The organism is Bordetella sp. BOR01, from assembly GCF_019218885.1.
Classification (GTDB): domain Bacteria; phylum Pseudomonadota; class Gammaproteobacteria; order Burkholderiales; family Burkholderiaceae_B; genus Bordetella_A.
Map to the genome: position 1 here is coordinate 293,118 of NZ_JAHUWT010000001.1, position 16,513 is coordinate 309,630.

Sequence of the window (16,513 nt, forward strand, 5' to 3'; positions counted from 1 at the left end):
TCAGGTGCCGGGCAGCGTCAGCCCCATGGCCGCGAACAGGCCGCCGCAGGCCTTGTTGAAGCGCCGGCCGCTGCGTTCCAGGAACGGCCGCACCCGGTGCGCGGCGCGCGCCAGGCCGTACTCGACGATGAATTCCATGGATACGAAGGTGGCCGCCATGATGGCGAACTGGATGCCCAGGCTGCGTGCCGGGTCGATGAATTGCGGCAGGAAGGCGCCAAAGAACAGCAGGGCCTTGGGGTTGGAAACGGCCGATAGCAGGCCTTGCCCGAACAGCCGCGCGGGGCGCGCGGCCGGCGCGGCCGGACTGGCCTGCAGCTGCACGGCCGGCGCGCGCCAGAGCTGGATGCCCAGATAGACCAAATAGGCGCCGCCCACCCATTTCAGCAGGATCAGCGCCGGCGACCAGGCTTTCAGCAGCGCGCTGATGCCCAGCATCGACAGGCCGATCACCAGGGTGAAGCCCAGGGTGCCGCCGGCGATCGTGCATACCGCCTTGCGGTGGCCATGCAGCGCGCCGTGCGTCAGGGCCAGCAGGGTGTTGGGGCCGGGCGTAAGAGACAGCCCGGTGATGGCAACAAGGTAGAGCAGCCAGGTGTGCGGGGTCATGCTGTTTTGCCGTAGTGCTTCCAGGTGATTCAGTGCGTTCGATGCCGGATTCAAGCCGCGCGGACGTGCGGCTGGCGTACGTAGCCGGCTGCCAGGGCATCGGATACGCGCTCGGCGTAACGCTGCATGATATGCGCAATCGTCTCCAGGTTCTTGGTCTTGAGCCGCTGCATCGGTCCCGTCACGCCCAGGCTGTAGATCACGCCCAGATGAGGCACGCGCACCGGCACGCCCAGTGCGGCCAGGCCTTCGTCGATTTCACCTATGCAGGTGGCATAGCCGCGTTGCCGCACCTCTTCGTATTCGCGGAGGATCTGTGCGGGATCGGTGCACGTATTCGCGGTCAGCAAGGGTAGCGGCTCGGCCAGCGCCGCCTGGATCAGCGTGTCGGACTGGAACGCAAGAATGGCCTTGGCCGACGCGGCGGCATGCGGCGCCATGCCCTTGCCAGGCAGCACGAATCCGCGCCAAGGCGTGTCCGGCGCTTCCATCAGGACGGATGACACGCGATGCCCGGCGTGCAGCTTGGCCAGATAGCAGGTCTCTTCCGTTTCCGCCGCCAGATCGGCCAGGTGCGGCTTGACGACGGCGGCGACCCATTCGGTGTCGGCGCCCGTGTAGGCCAGGCGACGCACGCGATCGCCCAGCATATAGGTGCCGCTGGAGGCCAGGTCGACAAGTTGCGAATCCTGCATGGTGCCCAGCAGCCGGTGGGTGCTGGTCTTGGGCAGCGCCAGCATGCGGGCGACGTCGGTCAGCCCCAGTCCGTCAGGAAAGGAAGCCAACAGCTCGAGGATGCGTATGTAGCGCTCGAGAGGGGGAAGTTTGGGGGCGTGGTTCATGGTGGATCCTTGCTGGCGCATTGTAGGGCTGCGGATTCGGTTTCCCGGGAAAACCCGGTCTTGCTCGCCGCGCGAGTCCATCGCTATCATACCGAAAATCAGTACTATGTTCCGAAAATCGGAACAACCCCAGGGGGATGTTGCCCCGTCTTCGCCGTGATTCGCCACAGGAGCGCCGCAATATGTCAGTTCATACTTTCCGCCTTTACGCTGGCCGCCGCCTGGCGGCCGTGATGCTGGCTGGCCTGGCCGGAGCAGCTTGTGCCCAGGATGTGCTGGTGGGCGCCACCGTACCCATGACCGGTCCGCTGTCCTTGACCGGCAAGCAGTACTACAACTCGCTCAAGCTGGCCGAGGAAGACATCAACAAGGCTGGCGGCCTGCAAGGCAAGCCGGTGAAGTTCATATTCGAGGACGCCCAGGCGTCCAATGGCACGGCAGTCAATGCCTACGTGAAGCTGGTGCAGGAAAACAAGCCGGCCTTCACCTTCCTGACCAGCTACAGCACCCAGAACATCGCGGTGGCACCCGAAGTGGCCAAGGCGGGTATTCCCGCCATGTACGCCGGTGGCGCCGGCGCGGTGGCCGAGCTGGGCAACCCATGGATGTTCCGCATCCGTCCTGAAGACAGCACCGCCGCTGTGGCCATGGCGCGTTTCGTCAAGGACCAGCTCAAGCTGGCAAAACCCGGCATCATCTACATCCAGAACGATTTCGGCCAGGGCGGGGCCAATGCCGCGGCCGCCTTCCTGAAAGAGCAGGGTATCGCCGCCGTGGGCATGGAAGCCTATGGCCAGAACGACAAAGACATGTCGGCGCAGATTCTCAGCCTGAAGAACAAGGGCGCCGATGTGATCCTGGCCTTCGTTTACCCGCAGGACGGCGCCATGCTGCTGCGCCAGGTCAAGATGCTGGGCGTGAAACAGCCGGTGGTGGCCTCTTCCGCGGCTTTCGTGCCGGCCGCCATGCAACTGCTGTCGCCGCGCGACCTGGAAAATGTGTGGGGCGTGATCGACACCTATCTGCCCGCCACCGAGAAAGGCAAGGCCTACTCCGAACGCTACAAGCAGCAGTTCTCGATGGATGCCGACCCCTACGGCGCGGCCTATTACGACGGCGCCATGCTCATGGCCCAGGCGATCAATGCCGTGGGAACCGAGGCGCAGAAGCTGCAGGCCTACCTGAAGGACGTGAAAGACTACCAGGGCGTGTCGCACACGTACGGCTTCGATGCACAGGGCAATGGGGTGCATGATGTGGCCGTGGTGAAGTTCGCCGATGGCACCAAGGATATGCAGTTCATCGAAGCCATTACGGTGAAATGAGCATGGCGGTCGCGATCAGGGGACTGCCATGCAGGAATTGATACAGCTGCTCGTCAACGGGGTGGCACTGGGCAGCGTCTACGCGCTGGCCGCGCTGGGCTTCGTGATTGTGTATTCGGCCACCAGCGTCGTGAACTTCGCCGCCGGCCAGTTCGTGATGCTGGGTACGTTTTTTGGCGTCACCACCATCATCCAGGCGCAATGGCCGGCTGCTGCCGCCTATCCGATGGCCATCGCCATGATGGCCGCGTTCGGCCTGCTGTTCTATGCATTGGTGCACTTGCCGCTGCAGAACCGCCCCGTGGTGTCCGTGATCATCGGCACCGTGGCGGCCGGCATCGCCATGCAGAACGGCGCACTGCTGATCTGGGACGCCTGGCCGTTTCGCGTGCCTTCACCGTTTGGCGACGGGACGGTCAGCATCGCCGGGGGGGTGATCACCGTGCATGCGCTGGCCACCATAGGCATCACGCTGCTGCTGATCGCCGGCCTGTACGCGCTGCTGCACCGCACCGCCATCGGCCGTTCCATGCGGGCGGTGGCACAGGACGTGGAAACCGCAAGGCTGATGGGGCTGCGCGTGCGGTTGCTGCTGGGTTTCGCCTGGGTGCTGGCCGCGGTCTTCGCCGGCTTTGCCGGCCTGCTGGTCGGCCCGATGTGGTTCGCCGACGTCAACATGGGCGATGCCGTGGCACTGAAGGCGTTCGCGGCCACCATCATCGGCGGCTTCGGCAGCGTGCCGGGCGCGATTGCCGGCGGCTTGACGGTCGGGCTGATCGAGATACTGGGCGCGGCTTACCTGTCTTCCACTTACAAAGACCTGCTGGCTTTCGGGATCATGATTCTGTTCCTGCTGGTCAGGCCGCAGGGCATCTTCGGCGAACGCATCGCCGATCGGGGCTGAGCATGAAGAGATCCCACCTGCTGTATGGCCTGGCCGTACTGGTGCTGGCCGCGCTGCTGCCGCTGGTCATGCAGGGCTACGGCAATCGCCTGATGAATACCGCGCTGATTTCGGCCATCGCGGTCATCGGCCTGAACTTCGTGTTCGGCTATGCCGGGCTGATCTCGCTCGCGCATGCGGCGTTCGTGGGCGTGGCAGCCTACCTGGTGGCCATCCTGACAACCACGCACGGCTGGAACCCCTGGCTGGCGGCGTTGCTGGCCATTGCGGCCACCTGCCTGTGCGCGTATGTCACCGGGTGCATTCTGTTGCGGCTGAAGGGCCACTATCTGGCGCTGGCGACCTTGGGGCTGAACGTCAGTTTCACTATCGTGGTGTCGAACTGGCTGGACGTCACCGGCGGCTCCAATGGAATTTCCGGTATTCCGGCCCTGAGCCTGGCCGGGATCGCGCTGGACGACGAGCGGGGGTTTTACTGGTTTTCGCTGGCGGTGTTGGCGCTGCTGGCGGCATTGGCCGCGTGCGTGCGCCATTCACATGCGGGGCGGGCATTGATGGCGGTGCGCGACGATGAGCTGGCCACTGCCATGACAGGCCTGCCCGTCACGCGCATCAAGGTGGCGGCGTTCACGCTGGGCGCGGCCTATGCCGCCGTGGCGGGATGCCTGTTCGCGTTCCACATTCGTTTCGTCTCGCCGGAAGACTTCAATTTTTCGCATTCCATCATCTATCTGGCCATGCTGATCGTCGGCGGCGAAGGCAGCATCGTCGGCGCCATGCTGGGTGCGGTGGGCGTGACCTTGTTGCCCGAACTGCTACGCGGCGTGGGCAACGCCTACCTGCTGGTGTTCGGCCTGCTGGTGCTGGTCATCCTGGTGGTGCTGCCGCGTGGACTGATCAGCCTGGTGGACCCAGCCACTTATCGCCGGCGTGGCCGGCCTGGCGTGGTGGCCCCGGCTGCTCATGGAGGCCGTCCATCATGACACTCATGCGCGTACAAGGCGTCAGCAAGCGTTATGGCGGCGTGCAGGCGCTGTCCGATGTCAGCCTGGATATCGACGCCAATCAGTTCTATGCCATCATCGGGCCCAACGGCGCCGGCAAGAGCACCTTGCTGAACGTCATGACCGGGCTGGTGCCGCCCTCTGCGGGCCAGGTAAGTTTCAACGGGCACCAGCTGACCGGGCAGGCCACTCACGACATCGTGCGTGCCGGGATCGGGCGCATCTTCCAGAGTGGCCGCCTGTTCAGCCGCCTGAGCGTACTCGAGAACGTCATGCTGGGCGCGGCCATGCGCGATTCGCGCTCGCTGGCCGGCATGCTGCTGCGGCCGGCGGCCGCGCGCGCCCGCGAGCGCGCCGCCCGGGATGCGGCTTACGAGACGCTGCGCCACTTCGACCTGCATGAACTGGCCGACCGCAGCATAGGCTCGCTGTCGTACGGCAATCGACGCATGGTCGAGATGGCCCGTGTCATGGTGGCCCAGCCGCGCATGCTGCTGCTGGACGAACCGGCCGCCGGCCTGAATTCCGGCGAGGTCGAGCAATTGATGGCCTTGCTGCGCCAGCTGCGCGAGACACATCGGCTGTCGGTGGTGCTGATCGAACACAACATGGGCATGGTGATGCGCCTGGCCGAACGTGTGGCGGTACTGAACTTCGGGGCCAAGCTGGCCGAAGGCTCGCCGGTGCAGGTGCAGTCGGATCCCGCCGTGCTCGAGGCCTACCTGGGAGGAGGCTACCAGCATGTTGACGTGTAGAAACCTGGGCGCCGCCTATGGCGACATTGTGGCGCTGCGCGGCATCGACCTGGAGGTCAAGGCGGGCGAAGCCGTGGCGCTGATCGGCGTGAACGGCGCGGGCAAGACCACGTTGCTGCGGGCCATTTCGGGCTTGCTGCCCACGACAGGCGAACTCAGCTTCGACGGCCGCGCGCTCGGCGCCATGCCGGTCCAGCGGCGCGTACGGGCAGGCATTGCGCACGTGCCCGAAGGCCGGCGCATCTTTCCCGGCCTGACCGTGCGCGAGAACCTCGAGGTGGGCGCCACGGTGCGTGGCGGCGGTCCGCAATTGCGCGAGGACTTCGAGCGCGTGTACGACCTGTTCCCGCGCCTGAAAGAGCGGGCCGGCCAGTTGGGCTGGTCGCTGTCGGGCGGCGAGCAGCAGATGCTGGCGATCGGCCGCGCGCTGATGGCACGCCCGCGCCTGCTGCTGTTGGACGAGCCTTCGCTGGGACTGGCGCCGCGCCTGGCCGAAGAGGTCTATGCGCGCATCGCGCATATCAACGAAGGCGGCATGACGGTGCTGCTGGTCGAGCAGAATACCGTGCTGGCGCTGGGCATGGCCGACCGTGGCTACGTCATTGAGAACGGCAGCATCGTGCTGGCCGATACCGCCGAAACACTGCGCCATCATCCGCGGGTCCGGGATGCCTACCTGGGCCGCTAACCCTGTCAACGAGAAATCATGTATCCCGATTCATCTTCCCGATCACAGGCGCTGCATACGCGCGCCAGGCGCAGTCTGCCGGGCGGCAACACGCGCACTACGGTTTATCTGTCACCTTACCCTGTCTATGCGGCGCGGGGCCAGGGGTGCCGCGTGCATGATGTCGACGGCAATGTGCTGATCGATTGCATCAACAACTTCACCGCGCTGATTCACGGCCATGCGCATCCGGCACTGGCCGCGGCGGCGCATCGCCAGATCGACCTGGGCACTTCGTTCGGAATGCCCACCGAAAGCGAGATCGTGCTGGCCGAATTGCTGGCCGAGCGCGTGCCCGGCATCGAGCAGATCCGCTTCACCAATTCGGGCACCGAAGCAGTCATGATGGCGCTGAAAGCAGCGCGTGCCTATACAGGCCGGCCCAAGATCGCCAAGGTCGAGGGAGCCTACCATGGCTCGTACGACTACGCCGAGATCAGCCTGGATTCGGGGCCCGAAAACTGGGGCGAGGCCGCGCCGGCCTCGGTGCCGTATGCCCAGGGAACGCCGCCCGCGGTGCTGGCCGATGTGGTGGTGCTGCCCTTCAATGATTGCGCGGCCACCGAGGCGTTGCTGCGCGAGCACGGCGCCAGCCTGGCCGGCGCACTGGTTGATCTGCTGCCCAACCGCGTTGGCCTGATTCCGGCCAGTCCGGCCTATCTGGAAATGCTGCGTCGCGTAACGCGCGAACTGGGCATTCTCTTGATTGTCGACGAAGTCATCACCTTGCGGCTGGGGCCGGGTGGCGCACAGGCACGCCTGGGGGTGCAGCCGGACCTGACCACGGTGGGCAAGATCATGGGCGGCGGGTTCCCCGTGGGCGGGATCGGGGGGCGCGCCGATGTCATGGCGGTGTTCGACCCGTCCGGCGGACGGCCGGCGGTGCCCCATGGCGGTACTTTTTCAGCCAACCCGGTGTCGATGGTGGCGGGGCTGGCAGCGATGCAGTTGCTCGATGCCGAGGCCTATGCACAGCTCGATCGTCACGGCGACAGGCTGCGCCGGGACCTGAACCGGGCCTTCGCCGATTTCGCCGTGGCGGGCCAGGCCACAGGGCTGGGCTCGCTGATCAAGCTGCATTTGAAGGCGGATCCGATCGCCAGCTATCGCGACGCGTATCCCACGCCCCGGCAGGGGCAGGCCATGGCCCGCTTCAATCGCGAAATGCTCAACCGCGGCATCCTGATGGCCGGCTATGGCCTGATCGCATTGTCCACGCCCATGCGGGACGCCGACATTGCAATGATCGCCGAAGCCGCCCATGATGCGTTGGCCGCGCTGCGCCGTGCAGAGGTGCTGTAATGGCCGTCACCGTTGGTATCGATGTAGGCGGCACATTCACCGACCTGATCCTGGTCGATGACGTGGCGGGTACCGTCAAGATTTCAAAGGTGCCCAGCACCGTGGACAACCAGGCCTATGGCGTGCTGGAAGCGCTGCGGCGCACCGAGGTGCCGCTATCGCGCGTGAGCAGCATCGTGCATGGCACGACCACCACGACTAACGCGGTGCTCGAACGCAAGCTGGCAAAGGTGGGGCTGATCACCACCGAGGGGTTTCGCGACATACTGGAACTGGGCCGCCGCACCCGTCCGCATGCATACGGGTTGACCGGCAGCTTCGTGCCGCTGATTCCGCGCGAACTGCGCCGCGAAGTGACAGAACGCATGGACGCGCAGGGCCGCGCGCTGGTGCCGCTGGATGAAGCGGCTTTCGTGGCGGTCGTGCGCGAACTGGCCGGCTTGGGCGTGGAAGCGCTGGTGATCCACTTCCTGCACAGCTACGCCAACCCGGCCCACGAGCAGCGGGCCCTGGAACTGGCGCGTGAGCATTGGCCGAACCAGTACATAACCGCGGGGCACGCCATTATTTCGGAGTTCCGCGAGTTCGAGCGCGGCACCGCGGCTGCCGTGAACGCATCGGTGCAGCCGATCCTGGACCGCTATATCGACCACCTGCAAGAGAGCCTGTCGCAAGCCGGTTTTGGCAATGACCTGCTGGTCATGCAGGGCAACGGCGGCACCGTGTCGGCGCGCACCATCTCGCGCTTGGCCATCAATACCGTCATGTCCGGTCCGGCGTCCGGCGTGATGGCCGCCGCCTATTCGGGGCGCTTGTCCGGCTATCCCAACCTGGTCACTTACGACATGGGCGGAACCTCGTCCGACGTTGCCCTGATCGAGAACGGCGTGCCCAAAGTCTCGAGTGAACTCGAGCTGGAATACGGCATGCCGCTGCATGTGCCGATGGTGGACGTTCATACCGTGGGAGCCGGCGGCGGTTCGATCGCGCGCGTACAGGCCGGCGGTTTGTTGCGTGTGGGCCCGGACAGCGCGGGCGCGCACCCGGGGCCGATCTGCTATGGGCGCGGCGGCGAGCTGCCTACGCTGACCGATGCCAACCTGGTGCTGGGACGGCTGGACCCGCAGCGCTTGCTGGCCGTAGACCGCGCCGTTAGCGTGGATGAGGTGGCCGCCCGTATCGAGGCCACCATAGGCAAGCCGCTGGGGCTGGACGCCGTGCAGGCCGCCGCTGCCATCCTGCAGATCGGCAACAACAACATGGCCGGCGCCGTGCGCCTGGTCAGCCTGGCGCGCGGCTACGATCCGCGTGACTTTGCCCTGTTCGCCTTCGGTGGTGCGGGGCCGCTGCACGCGGTGGCCCTGGCTCGCGAGCTTGCCATACCCACGGTGCTGATTCCGGTGCGCCCGGGGCTGACCAACGCGCTGGGCTGCCTGGTGGCCGACGTGCGCCACGATTTCGTCAAGTCGTTCAATCGTCCGCTCAAAGACCTGAGCGACGCGGCCTTGGCGGCATGCCTGCGCGAGCAAGTTTCCCAGGGCCATGAGGCCATCATGCGCGACGGCATTGCGGTCTCGGAGGTGCAGGTGTTCCATCATGCGCAAATGCAGTTCCAGGGCCAGAGCCATTTACTGACCGTGCCGCTGGACCCCGGCAACGCAACGGTGGCGCAACTGCAGGAAGCTTTTGCCCGGGCCTATTGGCAACGCTTCCAGGTCGAGCTGTCCGAGTTGCGGCCGGTGCTGGTCACGCTGGATACCAGCCTGGTGGGCAAGCGCCAGGGGGTGGCCCTGGACAGCCTGCGCAGCACCGGCTCGGGACACCTCGCTCCGCGCTACCGAAGCGTGTGGTTTGCCGGCTCGGGCTGGGTCGATACGCCGATTTATGCACGAGAAAACGTTCCCCCCGAAGGTCTGGCGGGGCCCGCCATTGTCGAGCAGCTGGACGCAACCATCGTCATCGAGCCCGGCACGCGGGCGCGCGGCGACGACCACGGCAATCTGATCATCTCTCTTTAGGGCTGCAACATTCCCATGGCAAGCATCGATCCGGTCACGCTTACCGTCATACAGAGCGGACTGCACCAGGTGTGCAACGAAATGGACCTGGCGCATTGCCGCGCCGCGTTTTCTCCCATTATTTCCGAGTCGCAGGACCGGTCCAACGGCATCTACCATCGAGACTCGGGCGAATTGATTGCCCAAGGCGAGCTGGGTTTGCCGATCTTCGTTGGCACCATGCAGTTTTCCACGCAGGCGGTCATTGCCCGCGCCAAGAACATCGCGCCTGGCGATATCTTCATGGTCAACGACCCGTATATGGGCGGCACGCACTTGATGGACGTGCGCTTCGTCAAGCCGTTCTTCTATCGCGGCAAGCTGTACGCCTGGCTGGCCAATACCGGCCACTGGCCCGATATGGGAGGCATGGTGCCGGGCGGTTTTTCGGCCCATGCTACCGAGATCGAGCAAGAGGGATTGCGGCTGCCGCCTGTGAAGCTCTACAAGCAGGGTGAACTCGATCCCGAGATCCTGTCCATCCTGATGTCGAACATCCGTATCGCCGAGCAGCGCATCGGCGACGTCAAGGCCCAGGCTGCCGCCCTGGCCATCGGTGAGCGGCGCCTGACGCAGCTGCTGGACCGATATGGGCAGGATACCGTCGACGCGGCAATCGAAGAACTCAAGCGCCAGGCATCGCTGCAGACACGCGCCGTGATCGCTTCGATTCCGGACGGCGACTACCATGGCGAGGCATACCTGGACTCGGACGGTGTCGAGGACCGCCCCCTGAAAGTATCGGTGAAAATCCGCAAGGCGGGCGAACTGATGCACTTCGACCTGGCGGACTCGAGCCCGCCGTGCGCGGGCCCCATGAACAGCGTCATCGCCACCACGCGCTCGTCGATTTACCTGGCCATCAAGCACGTCTTTCCCGAACTGCCCATCAACGCCGGCATGTTCGAGCCGCTGCGCATTGATGACCCGGAAGGCACTTTTCTTTACGCCCGCTATCCCCGGCCAGTGTCCGGCTGCGCGGCAGAGGTCAGCCAGCGCATTGCCGAAGCCGTGTTCGATGCGCTGCAAAAGGCGATCCCGCAACGCTTGTTCGCCGCGCCCGCGGGCACCACGGCCAATCTGGCCATAGGCGGCGACGATCCGACCCGGGACCGGTCTTATGTGATGTATGTGATCTCGGGCGGCGGCTACGGCGGCCATCCCGGGGGCGACGGCTTGACCAACGGGTGTTCGACCATCGGCATCTCCAAGGCAGCCCCCATAGAGGTACAGGAACAGTTGTACCCCGTGCTGTTCGAGCGCTATGCGATACACGAAGGATCAGGCGGAAAAGGCCAGTTCCGGGGCGGCATGGGCATTCATTATCGAATCCGCCTGCGGGCTGGGTCGGCAAAGGCTTCCATGGTGATGGACCATGGAAAATTCGGGCCTCCTGGTGCAGCGGGTGGCGAAGAAGGCGGACGCACGCGCGTCACCTTCTACCGCAATGGCGAAACCTATGTGCCGCCGCATGTATCGAAGGATCAGGGTATCGTGATGCAGGCCGGCGATGTGATCGAAGTCTATACCCCCGGCGGCGGCGGCTATGGGGATCCCGCCAAACGTACGCCCGAGGCCCTGGAATACGATCGGCGCCAGGGTTATTACCCCGTTACCTGAACACCACCGTCTTGTTGCGGTTGATCAGGATGCGATGCTCGACGTGGCTGCGCACCGCGCGCGCCAATACCAGCGATTCGACATCGCTGCCCACTTGGGTCAGGCCCTGCGCCGTCATGGCGTGATCGACGCGCTCGATGTCCTGCTCGATGATGGGGCCTTCGTCCAGGTCGGACGTCACATAGTGGGCCGTGGCGCCGATGATCTTCACGCCGCGCGCATGCGCCTGGTGATAGGGGCGCGCGCCCTTGAAGCTGGGCAGGAAGCTGTGGTGGATATTGATCGCGCGGCCAGTCAGGGCGACGCACATTTCCGGCGACAGGATCTGCATGTAGCGGGCCAGTACCACCAGGTCGACCTGGTGGCTGTCCACCAGCGCCAGCACCTGCTGTTCCTGCTGGGCCTTGGTGTCGGCACTGACCGGCAAGTGATGGAACGGGATATCGTAAGACGCTGCCAGTCCGGCGTAGTCGTTGTGATTGGACACAATGGCCGCGATCTCGGCCTGCAGTTGACCGCTTCGAACGCGGAACAGCAGGTCGTTAAGGCAATGGCCCTGCTTGCTGACCATGATCAGCAGGCGCGCCTTGCGATGGGCGTCGTGTATCTGCCAATCCATGCCGTAGCCGCTGGCCAGCGCGGTGAACTGTTCGCGCAAGGCGCTTTCGGCCGCTGCCGTGGGCAGGTCGAAATGCACGCGCAGAAAGAAACGGCCGGTCTCGTCGTCGCCGAACTGCTGCGAATCCAGGATGTTGCAGCCCAGTTCGAACAGCAGGCCGCTGACGCGGTACACGATACCGGTGCGGTCGGGGCAGGACAGGGTCAGGATGTAGTCGTTGTGCGGCATGGTGTGCAAAAAGGCGGGGCAGCTAGGGCGCCAGGCGCGCCAGGGTTTCTTCGGCAATGGCCAGGCTGGCGGTCAGGCCGGGGGACTCGATGCCGAACAGGTTCACCAGGCCGGGCACCCGGTGCGCCGCCGCGCCGGCGATGACGAAATCGGCCGCCGGTTCGTGCGGACCCGAGATTTTCGGGCGGATGCCGGTGTAGCCCGGCGCCAGCGCGCCATCGGGCAGGCCGGGCCAGTACGTGCGTACCGCATCATAGAACACGTCGGCCCGCGTCGGGTCCAGCGTGTAGTCTTCCGTGGCGATCCATTCGGTATCGGGGCCGAACTTGGCCTGGCCACCCAGGTCCAGTGTCAGGTGCACGCCCAGGCCGGCGTGCTGCGGCACCGGGTAGACCAGGTGCGCGAACGGTGCCCGGCCCGCCAGGGTGAAATAGCTGCCCTTGCACAGGTATTCGGCCGGGATGCTGTCCGGCGGCACGCCCTGGATGTGGTGCGCCAGCGTGGGCGCATGGATGCCCGAGGCATTGACCAGCACATTGCACGACAGGTGCATGGCCTCGTCGCCGCCGAACTGTACTTCGAAGCCGCCTTCGGGGCGCACCCGCGCGCTCAGCATGGGGGTGTGGAACACGCATTGCGCGCCGGCATTTTCGGCGTCGCCCTGGTAGGCCAGCATCAAGGCGTGGCTGTCGACGATGCCGGTAGAAGGCGACAGCAGCGCCGCCGTGCAGCGCAGCGCCGGTTCGAGCGCGCCGGCCTCGCCGGCATCGAGCCTGCGCATGTCGTCCACGCCGTTGGCGCGGGCGCGCGCCGCGATGCCGTCGAGTTGGCGCGCCTCGGCTTCGGTGGTGGCGACGATCAGCTTGCCCAGCCGCTGGTGCGCAATGCCGCGCGTGCCGCAGTAGTCATACAGCAAGCGCTTGCCGCGCACGCACAAGCGGGCCTTCAGGCTGCCGGCCGGGTAATAGATGCCGGCGTGGATGACTTCGGAATTGCGCGAACTGGTGCCGGTGCCGATGGCTTCGCTGGCTTCGGCCACCAGCACCTCGCGGCCGGCCAATGCCAGCGCGCGCGCCACGGCCAGGCCGACCACGCCGGCGCCGACGACGATGCAGTCGATATCAGTACTCATGAGGAAATCGGATTCATTCGGAATGCTTGTGGGCGGGCGTCAGGTCGAACCCGCCGGCGTGGAACACCAGCGGCGCCTGGGCGCTGTGGCCGCAGCGTTCCACCTGGCCCACCATGATGATGTGGTCGCCCTCGACATAGCGGCTGCGGTTGCTGCATTCGAACCATGCGGCGCAGTGCGCATCCAGCATGGGCGTGCCGCCTGGCGCCCGCGCGCGCGGTACGCCATTGAAGCGTTCGCGGGTATGGCCTTGCGCGAAGCGGCGCGCCAGCGCGATCTGTTCGGCGGACAGCACGTTGACGACATAGCGTTCGCAGTGTTCGAAGATATCGAGCGAGGCCGAGCCGCGCGACAGGCTCCAGAGCACCAGCGGCGGATCCAGCGACACGGAATTGAACGAGCTGACCGTCAGGCCGATGGGGGCGCCGTCAGGCGCGGCCGTGGTAACGACGGTGACACCGGTGGCGAAGCGGCCCAATGCGGTACGGAAAAAACGCGCGTCGAAGTCGGGGGCAGTATCGGGCATGTAGGCGGGCAGGGGGCGGCTCAGGGCGAGAGCCGGTCGATGGCCCAGCCGCCGTGGCCGTCGGGCAGGTAGCGCAAGCGGTCGTGCAAGCGCGACGGGCGGCCTTGCCAGAACTCGAACAGGGTGGGCACCAGCCGGTAGCCGCCCCAGTGCGGCGGGCGCGGCGGTTGTTCGCCATATTGGGCGCGGGCCGCCTGTTCGCGTGCCTCGAGTTCGGTGCGGGTCACCGGCTGGCTCTGGTGCGAGGCCCAGGCGCCGATGCGCGAACCCAGCGGGCGGCTGTGGTAGTAAGCGTCCGACTCTTCGTTCGAGGCTTTTTCCACCCGCCCCTCGATGCGTATCTGCCGTTCGAGCGGCTGCCAGAAAAACAGCAGGCCCGCGCGCGGATTGGCGAGCAGGTCGTGGCCTTTGCGCGACTCGTAGTTGGTGTAGAACACGAAGCCTTGCTCGTCGTAGCCCTTGATCAGCACGATACGGGCCGAGGGCTGGCCGGCGGCGTCCACCGTGGCCAGCGTCATGGCATTGGGCTCGGGCACCTGCGCGGCCAGGGCCTGCTCGAACCACAGGCGGAACTGGTCGAACGGCGACGCGGCTGCCGTGTCTTCGAGCAGGGTGCTTTTTTCGTAGCTTTGGCGCAGATCGGAAACGGACATGGAAGGCTTGGAATACAGGTGCGAAGTGGAAGACGGATCACCCGGGAGTTTACCGCCATCGCCCGCTATTGCCCGTGGTTGCTGCCATGGGGGCCGGCCCTAGTTGTCGGGCACGGGGTCGGCCTGCTCTTCCAGGCGGCGGGCAATGCGGTCGAGGCGGGCGTCGTGGATGCCCGCGGCGCGTAGCGCACGCGCCGTCTGCATGACATATTCGGTGCAGCGCCCGTAGCGCCCCGAGGCGCGGCGCACGATGGCCAGCAGTTCGGCTTCGGGCAAGGCGCGGATGTACGCGGGATTGTCGCGGTTCATGATGAACACCAGCGCGTTCACGGGGCCGTCGTCGGTAACGCAGGTAATCCAGCGCGGCAGATAGGCGCCGGTGGACATCTCGCGTTCCCACAGCGCGGGAAAATAGTCGGGCACGGCATGGCCGGCCAGCCGGTACACCACGCCGCGGCACGAGCCCCCGCGGTCCAGGCCGAACACCAGCCCCGGGCATTCCGGCGTGCCGCGGTTCACCCGCGACCACAGGCACAGGGCGCGATGGTGCCCGCGCAGGGTGGCCAGGCGGCGTTCCCGGTAGTCGAAATCGGGCCGCCAGATCAGCGAACCGTAGCCGTAGACCCAGACATCCTCGCCCTGGCGCCAGTGTTTCAGGGCGTCATCGAGCGAGGCGCGCCGTTCTTCGGGCGTCCAGAGACGAAAAGGAATGACGGGGGAGGCGGAGGACAGCGGATTCACGGCGCGGGCGGCTCGGCTTCTTTCGGGGGATGACGGTTGGCCCAGCCGCCGGCGCCGAGCGCCAGGGCATAGGCCCAGAACAGAGGGGCGACACCAATTACCGCACCCAGCGCGCCGAAGGTCAACGGCAGCGATACCTGCGAGGCGTTGATGAACGCCATGCGCAGCCCCACCGCTTCGGCGGCGCGGCCGGGGGGCGTGTGCTGGTGCAGCAGCGACAGCATGCTGGGCTGGCAGCAGCCCAGTGCCAGGCCCAGGACAAAAGACAACCCGACAAGAACCGTAACTTCGACGAACAGCGGGTAAATCATGAAATCGACGGCGGTGATCACCATGGCCGTGCGCACCAGCGACCAGGACCGCACCCGCGCCTGGATAAAGGGCAATGCCAGGCGGATAAGGAATGTTCCCAGCGCGAAGGCAGCCAATATGCTGCCGATCGTGGTGGCCGACAGGCCGATGGCCACGCCGAACAGGGGGACCACGAACAAATGCGTGTCCCAGGCGCCCGACAGGATGGTGTTGACCATCAGGATGCGCCGCAGCGGCGGCAGTTTCAGCAGTTCGGTCACGCGGCGGCGCTGTACTTGGCGCGCGGCGGGTTCGATGCTGTGGTCCATGGCGCGCAGCGCGGGCTGCAGGCGGCGCAGCCCGGCCAGTGCGACCAGCGGACCCACCGCCAGGATGCCGAAGGCCATGCGCGCGCCCAGATGGTCGATGGCCAGGCCGGCGATCAGCGGGCCGCTGAAACCCGAACCGGCCATGGACAGCGACAGCCACGAGAAATTGCGCAGCCGGCGCTGGGGTTCGGCGTGGCCCAGTACGTCCTGGGTGGCCACCTGGTGCAGCATGAAGCCGACGCCGATGCTGCAGGCGGCCACCAGCAGGGCCCATTGTGTCTGGAATGCGAAGGGCAGCAGGGTGCCCAGCACCACCAGCGCATTACCCAGCGTGACGGGGCGCCGCACGCCCACGCGGTCGATCCATTGGCCAGCGCGCACCGACATCAGCATGGGGATCACGGCGAAGACGGCCACCAGGCCGCCCACCGCCAGCGTGGACAGGCCCAATTGCAGGGCGGTCAGCGATACGGTGATGCGCCCGCCTGTCAGCGCCACGTGATTCAGCATCGCGACCACGCACAGCATGCCCGCGCCGGAAAATTCCGTCGCGGCGAGGGGGGGCGAAGGGGAAGGAGAAGGGGCGGACACGGCGTTAACTTCAGCCATTCTGACCCCATCTTCGCGTAGTGTCGAGCCGTGCGCCGGGTGGGCCGCCTGCCCTGCCACCCTTGCGCGCCGGTAACGTACCGAACGCGTTGGCGGACGACCGGCGCCAGTTACATGGCAAATGGCGGTAAATGGGCGCATGGCTTGGCGGCAAAATAAATGTTCGATCAATGAATTGACCTGTGTCGTTCTTGCAACGCCCGGTAGGCGGCGGCGGTTTTCCCGGCGTCGTGGGAAAAT

At 65.9% G+C, this 16,513-nt stretch carries 16 protein-coding genes; 8 read left to right on the plus strand and 8 right to left on the minus strand.

All coding sequences use genetic code 11. From position 1 onward, the window contains the following. Nucleotides 1-609, minus strand: coding sequence for a LysE family translocator (locus KW845_RS01365; RefSeq protein WP_218367391.1), 609 nt, complete (start codon nt 607-609; stop codon nt 1-3). A gap of 50 nt (nt 610-659) precedes the next feature. Next, nucleotides 660-1,451, minus strand: coding sequence for an IclR family transcriptional regulator (locus KW845_RS01370; RefSeq protein WP_218367392.1), 792 nt, complete (start codon nt 1,449-1,451; stop codon nt 660-662). A 182-nt stretch (nt 1,452-1,633) separates the two neighbouring features. Between KW845_RS01370 and KW845_RS01375 the strand changes: the two genes are divergently transcribed. From KW845_RS01375 to KW845_RS01410, 8 genes are read left to right on the plus strand one after another with little or no spacing between them, the layout of a single operon-like run. Continuing rightward, on the plus strand, nt 1,634-2,776 hold the full coding sequence (locus tag KW845_RS01375) for an ABC transporter substrate-binding protein (RefSeq protein WP_218367393.1): 1,143 nt from the start codon (nt 1,634-1,636) through the stop codon (nt 2,774-2,776). Nucleotides 2,777-2,804: 28 nt separating this feature from the next. Next, nucleotides 2,805-3,680 (plus strand): branched-chain amino acid ABC transporter permease, encoded by an 876-nt coding sequence (locus KW845_RS01380; RefSeq protein WP_218367394.1) that lies wholly within the window; start codon nt 2,805-2,807, stop codon nt 3,678-3,680. Between the two features lie 2 nt (nt 3,681-3,682). Then, nucleotides 3,683-4,663, plus strand: a complete 981-nt coding sequence (locus KW845_RS01385; protein WP_218367395.1) for a branched-chain amino acid ABC transporter permease — start codon at nt 3,683-3,685, stop codon at nt 4,661-4,663. Further along, nucleotides 4,660-5,439, plus strand: a complete 780-nt coding sequence (locus KW845_RS01390) for an ABC transporter ATP-binding protein (protein WP_218368580.1) — start codon at nt 4,660-4,662, stop codon at nt 5,437-5,439. The genes KW845_RS01385 and KW845_RS01390 overlap by 4 nt, the downstream gene beginning before the upstream one ends. Continuing rightward, a complete protein-coding gene (locus KW845_RS01395) occupies nt 5,426-6,127 on the plus strand; it encodes an ABC transporter ATP-binding protein (RefSeq protein WP_218367396.1) in 702 nt (233 codons plus the stop codon). The genes KW845_RS01390 and KW845_RS01395 overlap by 14 nt, the downstream gene beginning before the upstream one ends. Nucleotides 6,128-6,145: 18 nt before the next feature. Continuing rightward, nucleotides 6,146-7,468 carry an aspartate aminotransferase family protein gene (locus KW845_RS01400; RefSeq protein ID WP_218367397.1) on the plus strand — a complete coding sequence of 441 codons (1,323 nt, stop codon included), beginning with the start codon at nt 6,146-6,148 and terminating at the stop codon, nt 7,466-7,468. After that, nucleotides 7,468-9,486, plus strand: coding sequence for a hydantoinase/oxoprolinase family protein (locus KW845_RS01405; protein ID WP_218367398.1), 2,019 nt, complete (start codon nt 7,468-7,470; stop codon nt 9,484-9,486). The genes KW845_RS01400 and KW845_RS01405 overlap by 1 nt, the downstream gene beginning before the upstream one ends. A 15-nt stretch (nt 9,487-9,501) precedes the next feature. Beyond that, the gene (locus KW845_RS01410) at nt 9,502-11,145 is read left to right on the plus strand and encodes a hydantoinase B/oxoprolinase family protein (RefSeq protein WP_218367399.1); all 1,644 of its coding nucleotides are present in this window, start codon (nt 9,502-9,504) and stop codon (nt 11,143-11,145) included. Here the strand turns inward: KW845_RS01410 and purU are convergent. The 6 genes from purU to KW845_RS01440 form a co-directional block, all read right to left on the minus strand. Then, nucleotides 11,138-11,992 carry a formyltetrahydrofolate deformylase gene (purU, locus tag KW845_RS01415; protein ID WP_218367400.1) on the minus strand — a complete coding sequence of 285 codons (855 nt, stop codon included), beginning with the start codon at nt 11,990-11,992 and terminating at the stop codon, nt 11,138-11,140. The two genes, KW845_RS01410 and purU, sit on opposite strands and share 8 nt — an antisense overlap. 22 nt (nt 11,993-12,014) lie before the next feature. Then, nucleotides 12,015-13,124, minus strand: coding sequence for an NAD(P)/FAD-dependent oxidoreductase (locus tag KW845_RS01420; RefSeq protein ID WP_218367401.1), 1,110 nt, complete (start codon nt 13,122-13,124; stop codon nt 12,015-12,017). Between the two features lie 13 nt (nt 13,125-13,137). Continuing rightward, on the minus strand, nt 13,138-13,650 hold the full coding sequence (locus KW845_RS01425) for a flavin reductase family protein (RefSeq protein ID WP_218367402.1): 513 nt from the start codon (nt 13,648-13,650) through the stop codon (nt 13,138-13,140). Between the two features lie 20 nt (nt 13,651-13,670). Continuing rightward, complete coding sequence (pdxH, locus tag KW845_RS01430) at nt 13,671-14,303, minus strand: pyridoxamine 5'-phosphate oxidase (RefSeq protein ID WP_218367403.1); 633 nt, start codon at nt 14,301-14,303, stop codon at nt 13,671-13,673. Nucleotides 14,304-14,402: 99 nt separating this feature from the next. Further along, nucleotides 14,403-15,035 (minus strand): gamma-glutamylcyclotransferase, encoded by a 633-nt coding sequence (locus KW845_RS01435; protein WP_218368582.1) that lies wholly within the window; start codon nt 15,033-15,035, stop codon nt 14,403-14,405. 5 nt (nt 15,036-15,040) lie between these two features. Further along, on the minus strand, nt 15,041-16,255 hold the full coding sequence (locus KW845_RS01440) for an MFS transporter (protein WP_370628165.1): 1,215 nt from the start codon (nt 16,253-16,255) through the stop codon (nt 15,041-15,043). Nucleotides 16,256-16,513 lie beyond the last annotated feature (258 nt).